General features: G+C 44.0%; 10 protein-coding genes. 1 reads left to right on the plus strand and 9 read right to left on the minus strand.

The genetic code is table 11. The features are described 5' to 3' along the window. The coding region (locus tag B7Y67_RS08190) for a glycosyltransferase (protein ID WP_293598213.1) at positions 1–674 on the minus strand (674 nt) is incomplete at its 3' end. Between the two features lie 219 nt (positions 675–893). Between B7Y67_RS08190 and B7Y67_RS08195 the strand changes: the two genes are divergently transcribed. Then, a complete protein-coding gene (locus tag B7Y67_RS08195) occupies positions 894–1,655 on the plus strand; it encodes a glycosyltransferase family 10 (RefSeq protein WP_293598214.1) in 762 nt (253 codons plus the stop codon). Here B7Y67_RS08195 and B7Y67_RS08200 read toward each other — a convergent pair. From B7Y67_RS08200 to B7Y67_RS08235, 8 genes are all read right to left on the minus strand, one after another. Then, positions 1,652–2,386 (minus strand): glycosyltransferase family 25 protein, encoded by a 735-nt coding sequence (locus tag B7Y67_RS08200; protein ID WP_293598215.1) that lies wholly within the window; start codon positions 2,384–2,386, stop codon positions 1,652–1,654. The genes B7Y67_RS08195 and B7Y67_RS08200 overlap by 4 nt on opposite strands. A gap of 28 nt (positions 2,387–2,414) precedes the next feature. After that, on the minus strand, positions 2,415–3,317 hold the full coding sequence (locus B7Y67_RS08205; protein ID WP_293598216.1) for a DUF6492 family protein: 903 nt from the start codon (positions 3,315–3,317) through the stop codon (positions 2,415–2,417). A gap of 23 nt (positions 3,318–3,340) precedes the next feature. Then, positions 3,341–4,708 (minus strand): hypothetical protein, encoded by a 1,368-nt coding sequence (locus B7Y67_RS08210; protein WP_293598217.1) that lies wholly within the window; start codon positions 4,706–4,708, stop codon positions 3,341–3,343. 18 nt (positions 4,709–4,726) lie between these two features. Continuing rightward, positions 4,727–5,719: an aspartate carbamoyltransferase catalytic subunit gene (locus tag B7Y67_RS08215; protein WP_293598218.1), complete on the minus strand. Its 993-nt coding sequence runs from the start codon at positions 5,717–5,719 to the stop codon at positions 4,727–4,729. Beyond that, positions 5,716–6,222 carry a bifunctional pyr operon transcriptional regulator/uracil phosphoribosyltransferase PyrR gene (pyrR, locus tag B7Y67_RS08220; RefSeq protein ID WP_293598219.1) on the minus strand — a complete coding sequence of 169 codons (507 nt, stop codon included), beginning with the start codon at positions 6,220–6,222 and terminating at the stop codon, positions 5,716–5,718. The genes B7Y67_RS08215 and pyrR overlap by 4 nt, the downstream gene beginning before the upstream one ends. A gap of 1 nt (position 6,223) precedes the next feature. Next, positions 6,224–6,649, minus strand: coding sequence for a Holliday junction resolvase RuvX (ruvX, locus tag B7Y67_RS08225; RefSeq protein WP_293598220.1), 426 nt, complete (start codon positions 6,647–6,649; stop codon positions 6,224–6,226). Further along, on the minus strand, positions 6,642–7,226 hold the full coding sequence (locus B7Y67_RS08230) for a YqgE/AlgH family protein (RefSeq protein ID WP_293598222.1): 585 nt from the start codon (positions 7,224–7,226) through the stop codon (positions 6,642–6,644). The genes ruvX and B7Y67_RS08230 overlap by 8 nt, the downstream gene beginning before the upstream one ends. A 113-nt stretch (positions 7,227–7,339) precedes the next feature. Further along, positions 7,340–7,833: YdcF family protein (locus tag B7Y67_RS08235; protein WP_293598221.1), on the minus strand; the 494-nt coding region annotated here is incomplete at its 5' end.

Consider the following 7,833-nt stretch of genomic DNA (forward strand, 5'->3'; position numbering starts at 1 on the left):
TTATCAAACATTCCCTTGTACCCGCCAAACAGAATGTCTTTATATTTTTGTTTTTTTATAAAATTACGATTAAATTGAGAAGCAGTTCTGATGCCCTTAACATACCCACCATCTGTAACGTCAGAGTGGATATTGTCAATTAGCGCAATTTCAATATCTACTATCTCACGATTGAATTTTTCATGATATCGCCAATAGAAGTCACCATCCTCCTCACCAAGCCCTAATAAACGCTCATCAAAGAAGCCAACATCAATCACCTCTCTTTTGCTCACTACGAAATGGGAAAAACTCCCGTTGATAGTAAAAGTTTCTGGGGCCGTTTGAAGAGCTAATTCAAAATTATCAAAGAAAGATTTTTCATCTTGAGTGAGAATCTTCAGGTCATCATTCAAAATTAATACACACTCACTCGTTGATGCAAGAACGCCCCTATTCCACATTTTTGCCAGTGACTGAAACACCGGAAATACCATTGGATAGACCTTATCGTGCCGCGCTAGATACTGAAATAATTTTGATCTATAGTTCTGGTTAAAATCTGCATGCGCTGGTCCATTCACAGTCAGAATGATTTCTACATTAGGCCGCATAGCTCTAATGCTATCAATCAGTGGAATTAAATCGCTTTCGAAGCGTTTATCAAAGGTAGTTATTACAATGGAATACTTCATATCGGTATTTATAGGGTAGGGTTTATGACTGAAATTCGAGTTTCCACAATAGGAGCGCCTGGGGACTACAAATCTGGCCTTATTCCCGCAATTTGCAAGAGCTTAGGCTATCAAATCCAATGGGTAAAACCCAAGGACTGCGAGCTTCTAATTATCGGGCCTTTTGAGAATATGGGCAAAAAGAAATTGGGTTGGTGCCCAAAGCCCCTTAGACCGCTTATGGGCGATTTTCAGCAACTACTGGTAAGACAACTTGGCCAAAGAAGCTCACGCCCCCTAACGCTCTTTCAAACTGGCGAAAATATTCGCCCTGATCATGTTGAGGCAGACTATTCCATTTCATTTGATCTGGGAATTTCAGGCTCTAGACACTTTCGAATGCCATACTGGATGGAGATGGTTGACTGGTCTGGCGAAGGGGTTGTAGGCAATCATAACCCCCGATATGGCCGACTTTTAGATCTTGATTGCCTAATGCAACCTTTGGGTGATCACTTTCTTAATCGCCCTCAGATTGCCGCAATCTTTGCATCACACCTACGTGAACCTAGGAACACCCTTCTCAAGGCCGTCAAAGCACAAATTGAAATCAAAGAATTTGGAATGAGTTTCAATCCCAATATTAAGAATCACCTAGAAAGTGGAATCATCAAATACGATGAGCTGCAGAATTTTGCATTCAATCTTTGCCCAGAGAATGGCATGTTTCCAGGCTATTACACTGAAAAAATTCCAGAGGCATTTATGGCTGGCTGCCTACCCATCACTTGGGCCGATGACAATGTACGAGTAGATTTCAACCCAAATGCTTTTATTAACCTAGCCCCCATGTCGGCCAATGGGTTTTCAGAGCTAGGCAATCTTTTGCACTCAAGGGATGCCCTCTCCAGATTCTCCAGTGAGGCGTTACTTACCAACCGCCCCACCCTCGATCCTCTTAAGCATTTCCTTCAAAATCTCATTAAAACAGCTTTAAGTTAATGCTTAGGAAACCAAGGGGTGGCGCTAAAGCGCCTATCTAATATCCGAGAAATTGATCGCACTAACTTGGTACAACCTTTTACTGGGGTGCGCTCAGGCCTGTCATCAATAGTCGATTGAACGCGCGTGATGTCTACTGGGTAGGGTCTCACAGCTAAGAAATCTAAGCCATGTTTTTGATAATGCTCTAAAAAGTGGTCGACTGGCTCATAAATATCTGATGAGGCCTCAATCAAGGTCTGAGCCACCTCAGGTTTTAGTAAATAAGCAGTTGCTCCTACAGCATCACCAATGTTTCTCACCAATTGAATGTTATTCAGAGTCTCTATTGGCTGAGATGGCACTTCATATAAGCCCTGAAGTCTTACAAATGACCATGCGGATGGAGAGTTCAGCAGGGCGACAAGAGAGCCCTCGAAATCTGGGCTCAGAATGAAATCATCCTCTAAAACTAAGGTAGGAATATTTTCTTTTACGCAGCGCTTCCACGCTTCTTTATGGGAAAGGTAGCAACCAATTTCATTCGGAGTTAAAAAATATCCTTGCAGTCTTTTAACTTTTTTCGCCTTATATTCAACCGGCGGCGACTTAAGGCTCGACCCATCAACAGCATCTAAAAACTCCCAAGGAATGGATATTTTTTTCATCTCTTGCTGAACTTTTGTTCGACGATCAAGTGATCGAGCAAGTGAAATCACTAGAATCTGAATGGGTGGTCGAGGAGAATTCATATAAAAGAATTTATAAGTAATGTATTGATTAAAAATAGCTCTGTATCAAACGTCCTAAGCGTTTCGTCTTTTTCAGCGCACGAGATAAAAACGATTTGGTTGAGCCGCCGTGATCCATACTTAAATCCCAGCTCGATTGATAAATTACCCCCAAATAATTTGCCGCTAACTTTTTGAGTGTTTCACCATTTCGTCGCAATAAGAAATAGTGCCAGTCATAGTAATAAATGCGGAACAACTGCTCAATAGGGTGCAGGGGGATTGCCTTAAAGTTAAGTAAAGCCTCAAGATAAAGCAGTGTTTCTGGATGCTGGGCTGTATTGATGTCCCATAAAGTCATCCCTTTGGGTTTTAAAAAATTATCATCCAAAGATTTCCATACTTTGCTAGACCAAATAAAGGGTGGGCATGGGCAGTAGTAGTTTGGCCCAGACCGCCCAAAAATAGCTTTAACGTTATCCGCCTCAAGACTGAGCTCACCAAGCACTCTGGCCTGACCCCGATTAATCGCAAGCTGGTAGTAGTCTTTATTTTGATATATGACTGTATACGGATTTCCATCACTTGCCATAAAGTCTGACACATGAAAATCTTTGATAAAAATACAGTCTGAATCTAAGCAAACATAATTTTCGGACAAACCCAAACGCCAAAATTCAGACTTAATAGTTTGTTGCGATAGCCCACCCGATCTGGTTGTTTCTATTCCAGTAGGAACTCGAGGATTAGATGCAACGATTGACTCATCCGAAACCCATTGATACCCACTAATATCGCCCAGTATGGCAAGCACTTCTAGCTTCTGCTCTTCCGGGGTGGAAATATAAAATGGCATTCCATCAACATTATGCTGATTAATTGACTGCACTAATTTTTTGAGCCGTAAAAAATCTTTTCGGTAAGATTTACAGTAAAGGGCAATTTGGTTCAAATGATTTCCTCTTTGCAGCTTTATTAAATACGACGTTTCTGCACTTCAGTGAGAATTGTATTCACTGCTTGATCCACCCCAATTGGCTTCCAGGTGGGCTGTATTAGTTGCTTACCCTTCCAATCTAACCAAATTTTCTCTAAAGCCAACTCAATCGCCCCTTCATCCACCTGTGGACTAAGGTAAGCTCCACGATCAAGCAGCATCTGATCTAACTGTGGATTTCGGTGAGTAATCCCCCAAATCGGACGCCCCGTCCAAAGGTAATCGTAAAACTTGGATGGGATATATTCAGCGCACCATTCATCGTTACCATGCAATAAGATCAATACATCGGCGGCTTGCATTTTTTCAGCCACCTGCTCGCGACCTGATTTACTGGTAGCAGGATCTCGCTCTAAACGCCCATGTGCTAGTAAAACATCCTCAAAACCCAATTGTTTGATAGCGTCTATCGAGAGCGAATCTAGAGGCGCGCCATAAGCATGCACTCGAATCTGATCTCGGGCTTCTGGATATTTTCTTAGCAAGGGGACTAAGGCCTTGAGAATCGTTGAAAGTGAGCGGTCATTCGCCAAAGAACCGAAATGGCATAAATTCAGTTTCTCTGTGTATCGGTGTGATTGATTGGCATTCAGACTTCCAGGCGGTTCAGCACCCGGGGTCACTACAAAACCATGTGCATTCTTAGGGGTATTGAGATTAGGATTGCGCACCTTAGCGTAATGCAAGGCACCATCAGTAAACCACCACACTTTATCGGAAAACTGAGTAAGTTGATTTTCTAGATAGTGACGAAAACGGGCATCGCGATTTTTAGGCTTTTCAAAACCCTGATCTTCGGGGCTTTTGCGAATGACTAAAGGATCATGCACCTCAGAAATCAACTCAATACCCGTTGCCTTTTTTAACCAAACTCCTGTAAGGTGTGCAGACCATGCGCTACCTACCGAGAAAACAACATCGACTTTTCCGGCACGTATTAAGCGCCATCCATGAAAAAAAGCAGGTAATGTCCAAGACCACTGGCTAGAGTAACCCAGCAACAACTTTTCAATTGCAATCAATGGTGAAAGCAATAATGAAACTGTTCTGGTTGTGAATTTATAAATAAAGCCTCGGCCATACTTATTGGCCACCCAGTGTCGAAAGTCAAAACGGAATCCCGAGGGACCCCAGGCAATGAACTGGTAATGCGGAAAGCGCTGGTCTTTAATTCCGGTAATTGCACTAAAAACAATTGGTTCGATTCCGGCCTCAAGAAGATAGGGAATCTTATCGGTGATGGTCAAGCTCGCAGCACGCCCATCCATATTGAATGCGTGGGTCAAGATAAGCCAACGCTTCTTATCGGTCACAGAGGGTAGCTGAATGGTGCTTTGAGAGCTCAAGAGCTATATCCGATCCAACTAGTTACCAGCAACAATAGACATGACAGCCATACGAACTGCGATACCAAAGGTAACTTGATTCAGGATAACCGACTGGGAACCATCCGCTACAGCGGAATCAATTTCTACACCACGATTCATAGGACCCGGATGCATCACGATGGCATCCGATTTAGCCAAAGCTAAACGGCTAGGTGTTAAGCCATACTGGTTAAAGAAAGCATCTCCCTCTGGGACCTGTCCTGCTTCCATGCGCTCCTTTTGAATACGCAAGGTCATGACAACGTCGACACCTTTAAGCCCCTCTTCCATGCTGTGGAATACCTTCACACCCAGCATATCAAGGTCGCTTGGTAGGAGGCTTTCAGGGCCAATTGCACGAATATCCGTACAGCCTAATGTTCGTAAAGCGCAGATATTTGATTTGGCAACTCTGCTATGCACAATGTCACCCACGATAGCGACCTTCAAACCACTAAAATCTTTTTTGAAGTGGCGCATCGTGTACATATCTAACAAGCCTTGTGTAGGATGCTGGTGACTACCATCACCGGCATTGACTACGTGAACATGTGCAGGAATATGTTGAGCGATCTCAATAGGCGCCCTTGAAACACTATGACGCACCACAAAAATATCTGCCTGCATAGCCACTAAGTTATCAATCGTATCCAAAAGACTTTCGCCTTTTGCGGTAGAAGAAGTAGAGATATCTAAATTAATGACATCTGCCGATAAACGTTTAGCAGCAATCTCAAAAGTAGTTCGAGTTCGGGTGGAGTTTTCAAAAAACAAATTAAATACACTTTTACCGCGCAAGAGTGGCACTTTCTTCACCTCTCTCGCAGGGTCTGTCACGCTAACAAATTGTTGTGCAGTATCGAGAATATGGAGGATTTGCTCTTTTGGCAAACCTTCCAAGGTCAGTAAATGGGTTAAATCGCCAGCAGCATTGAATTGATTGACCGGGTCATTTGCTGAGCTATTCACCGAATTATTCACTCCACTCATTCCGCACGCTCTTCTAATTGGAAGCTGAACTTGCCAGCATCATCTTTTTCTAAAACCAAAAATTGATTCTCTGGAACATTCACTGGTTCTCCTACAAAATCGGCTGAAATTGGCAACTCACGATTCTCACGATCTGCCAAAACCATCAATTCCACTTGCGCAGGTCTACCAAAATCAAACAACTCATTAAGTGCCGCACGAACCGTACGACCAGTCAGCAATACATCATCAATCAAAATCACGTTTGCGCCATTCACCTCAAAAGGAAGATGGGTGGACATGGTGCTGGCTGTTCGAAGCGCTGTCATACCCTTCTCGGCATAATCATCTCGATGAAATGCCACATTAATTACACCAAAGTGGGGAAGATTTAAGTCTGCGGCTAAACGCTCTGCAATCCAGGCCCCACCCATCGCAAGACCAGCTAATTCAAATGAATCACCAGCCATTTTGCGCTGACTCAAAGTCTCTAGTAATTTCAGATAGGACTGCTCTGCATTCATCTCAACTAATCCAATTCTTCTCAAGAAAATACTGCTCCAAAATTAAGGCCGCAGACTGCGCATCCAAATTGTCTCGCATGTCTGAATTTCCCTCTAAAACAGCCGAGGTATAGCGCTCATCCACCCACTCCACCGGCAAATGAAAGCGTCCATGCAGCTGATTGCCAAAGCGGCGAGCCTTGGCACTCATTTCATGCTCGGTACCATCAGGGTGACAAGGTAAGCCGACTACTAGGCGATTGGGCTGCCACTCCTTCAAAAGCCCCTCAATGACTTTGAATGCAGCATCGCTAGATGACTCTGCGATGGTTTTAATGGGTTGCCCCAGGCAAGTAAGGGTATTGCCAACAGCGACACCAATACGTCGCGTCCCGAAGTCAAAAGCCATGATGGTCAACTCTGCGCGCTTCCTGATTTCCTCAGGCATGCCCTGCCTCACCAGATAGATGCGATGGATCAAACCCCAAAATACTCATTGTCAGCTCATAGCGCTTGCTAGAGGGAGTATTAAAAATAATCTCAACCATTTGCTTCTGGGACAGGGGAACATTGATCCAGCCATTGAGGGTAATCTCCTCTTCAAGCTGGCCTGCACTCCAACCCGCATAACCCAAGGTCATTAAAAAATTGCTGGGTCCAGAACCTGTTGCCACGGCCTCAAGCACATCCTTGGATGTTGTCATGGTCAAACCGCCCGGAATAGCTAAGGAAGAGCTGTAAGCTGCCTCTGTGGTGGGCTCATGCAAGACAAAACCACGCTCGATTTGCACTGGACCACCAAAATAGACCGGTTGTTCAGATACTGGCTCAACCTCTAGCTTGACCTCAATTTTCTCAAATAAGGCACCCATATCCAGTTCAGTCGGGCGATTGATCACCAAGCCCATCGCACCCCGTTCGGTATGCTCAAAAAGATAGATAACTGAACCCGCAAAATTGGGATCAACCATCCCAGGCATGGCAATTAGGAATTGGTTTGCCAGATGATCAGCAGAATAAGCAATTGAGGACCCAGCAGCAGAAGCTTGGGAAGTCTGGGTGGGCGTTGTAGCTTGACCCACAGGGGCTTTTTTAGCCATGTTCATGTAGGTTTATTTTACCGAATTCTCTGCTCCAGTTAGATCTTTCCAGTGATCCAGTAGGCCAAAAGACCAATAAGCTCATGCATCACCTTATTCCAATTTTGGATACCATCTTCCAAATCAAACCTAGCCCAGCGTAATTGATGTCCCGTTTGGTAATCCACAGGAATAGGAATTACCGCAATCCCTTGTTTTTGGAAAATTTTTACTGATCGGTACATATGTGATGCCGAAGTAATCAGCAGCCAAGGTTTTGGAGGTGTATCAGCTTCTTTGGCGTTCTTATCCCCCAACTCCAAGATCATGGGTTTTATCAACACCACATTTTCATAGGTATTGCGGGATTGATTTTCATAATGGGCATTTTTGTCTGGCAAACCCTGCTCAGAAACCAATTGCTTAAAGGCATCAGCCTCGGACATACCGACCGGTGATAGGCGCCCAGAAAAGCCGGTAAAGATAAAAGGTAGATCAGGATACTTACGAATCAGCTCAAAAGCCTTGGTAACACGCTCAGCCGAAGAGTAAA

This window comes from Polynucleobacter sp. 35-46-11 (assembly GCF_002281105.1).

Excerpts from the sequence above, each read along its gene's own strand:
- B7Y67_RS08195 (WP_293598214.1), top strand. The coding sequence starts at position 894 with ATGGGCGATTTTCAGCAACTACTGGTAAGACAACTTGGCCAAAGAAGC.
- B7Y67_RS08200 (WP_293598215.1), bottom strand. The coding sequence starts at position 2,386 with ATGAATTCTCCTCGACCACCCATTCAGATTCTAGTGATTTCACTTGCT.
- B7Y67_RS08215 (WP_293598218.1), bottom strand. The coding sequence starts at position 5,719 with ATGAGTGGAGTGAATAATTCGGTGAATAGCTCAGCAAATGACCCGGTC.
- pyrR (WP_293598219.1), bottom strand. The coding sequence starts at position 6,222 with ATGAATGCAGAGCAGTCCTATCTGAAATTACTAGAGACTTTGAGTCAG.
- ruvX (WP_293598220.1), bottom strand. The coding sequence starts at position 6,649 with ATGCCTGAGGAAATCAGGAAGCGCGCAGAGTTGACCATCATGGCTTTT.